Here is a 1,719-nt window from a genome sequence, read left to right as displayed (position 1 = left end):
TGTCAGTTAATTCATGCCTGTCAGATCAAGTCTAAACTATTACAAATAATGTCTAATCCCAAGTGATGTTGTGTGCAGCACTTTACGACAAGAACCCACAACTGATCGATCAGTAGGGAATACATAGCTTTGAATAGCACGATTCTTCCTTAAATACTCAAATCCTTGCTTAACTAATTGGTTATAAAGTTGTTTTTCTTCCATTAACTTTTCTACATATTGTTCAGGTCGCATATCTATAAATGCACGCAATCCTTCAATAAATTTTTCTCCTCTAGTTAAGTGAATAATTTCATCAATTTTATCAACTCTCTTTACTGCCATATAAATATCAGTGTAAATAAATACTGCAGTGCCAACTCCTGCTCCAATAGGTCCAGTAATAGATGAAACTCCTTCTAATACTTCAAAACCTTCAGCAACTTCAATCCCAATCTCTGCAGCGTCAACTCCCAGGTAAATGCTATCTCCTACTACGCCAACCAATGCTCCTTCTGTACCATTTTTAAATGCTTTTACCTGATTTACTAAATCATAAATAATAAAGGCAGAAGTACCTCGAGCAAGAAAAGGTGATGCAACTCTTAAAGACCTACCAAGTAATACCTTTTCTTCTGAGAGCAAATTTAATCCTTTACGAGATGCAACTTCAGCAACTTTAGCAAACCCTTGACCACCTGCTATAAAACCAACATTAATTGCTACACCCTGATAATCTCTGTTTAAAAAGTCAGCTAAAATATTTTTAGCCATCATTCCATGCATAGTTATGCTAGAGATTTTCTTTACTCTATTTAAATGATTCATGACCTTCTGATTACTGGTAAGCTTATTAATCAAATCACGAAACCTACCTGTAATTTGAACTTTATCTGCTAGCTCAATTAGCTGAGAATGCTTTTCCTCTGGTAGATCTTTAATATAATTAACGAACTTTTCACTATCTATTTTAATTTTACTAAAATCTCTTTTCTCATCTTTTTCTGTGTTAAATTTATCTACATCTTCCCAAGAAAACTCACATTCCCCGATCTTTACTTCTCTTTTTCTTCTTCCTGAACTTGTACTTGGTAAACATTCTTCAACTTTACCTTTTTGATATATTGCAGACGCCCTTTCTAGTAACTCTTTTGCTCTTTCATGATTACCTAAAGCTTTCTCAGTACCACTTAAATTTTCTAAGACCATAAGCTACTTCAACATGATTTTCTCTATAATACTTTTTAAATATAGGCAAAGCCCTTTCTAGCAACTCTTTTACTTTTTGATAATCACCTAAAGCTCCATAAGGGATGCTCAGGTTTACTAATGTTTTAGCTACTTCAAAGTTATCTTCTCTGTAATGCTTTTTAAATATAGGCAAAGCCCTTTCTAGTAAATCTTTTGCTCTTTCATAATTACCTAAAGTTTCATAAGAGTTACCAAGGTTTGCTAGAACAATAGCTACGTAAAAATGCTCTTCTCCATAATTATTCTCTAAAATAGGTAAAGCCTTTTCTAGTAACTCTTTTGCTTTTTGATAATCACCTAAAGTTTCGTAAGAATTACTAAGATTTGCTAGAGCTATAGCTACTTCAACATGATCTTCCCCATAATGTTTCTCTAAAATAGGTAACACATTTTCCAGCAAATCTTTTATTTTTTGAGCATCACCCAAAATTCCGTAAGAAACAACAAGATTTGCTAGAGCCATAGCTACGTGAAAATGCTCTTCTCCAT

The 1,719-nt window shown here is 33.4% G+C and carries 2 protein-coding genes; both read right to left on the bottom strand.

From position 1 onward, the window contains the following. Positions 1-39: 39 nt before the first annotated feature. On the bottom strand, positions 40-1,188 hold the full coding sequence (locus JR053_RS02915; RefSeq protein ID WP_416603490.1) for a hypothetical protein: 1,149 nt from the start codon (positions 1,186-1,188) through the stop codon (positions 40-42). Continuing rightward, positions 1,160-1,719: tetratricopeptide repeat protein (locus JR053_RS02910; protein WP_416603488.1), on the bottom strand; the 560-nt coding region annotated here is incomplete at its 5' end. The genes JR053_RS02915 and JR053_RS02910, both read right to left, overlap by 29 nt.

It is taken from the genome of Wolbachia endosymbiont of Nasonia vitripennis (assembly GCF_048054115.1).
Classification (GTDB): domain Bacteria; phylum Pseudomonadota; class Alphaproteobacteria; order Rickettsiales; family Anaplasmataceae; genus Wolbachia.
The sequence above is the reverse complement of the archived record's forward strand: the minus strand, read 5'-3'. Positions and strand labels throughout refer to the sequence as shown.

Bases quoted from the DNA above. Each gene is read 5' to 3' on its own strand.
- JR053_RS02915 (WP_416603490.1), bottom strand. From the start codon at position 1,188: ATGGTCTTAGAAAATTTAAGTGGTACTGAGAAAGCTTTAGGTAATCAT.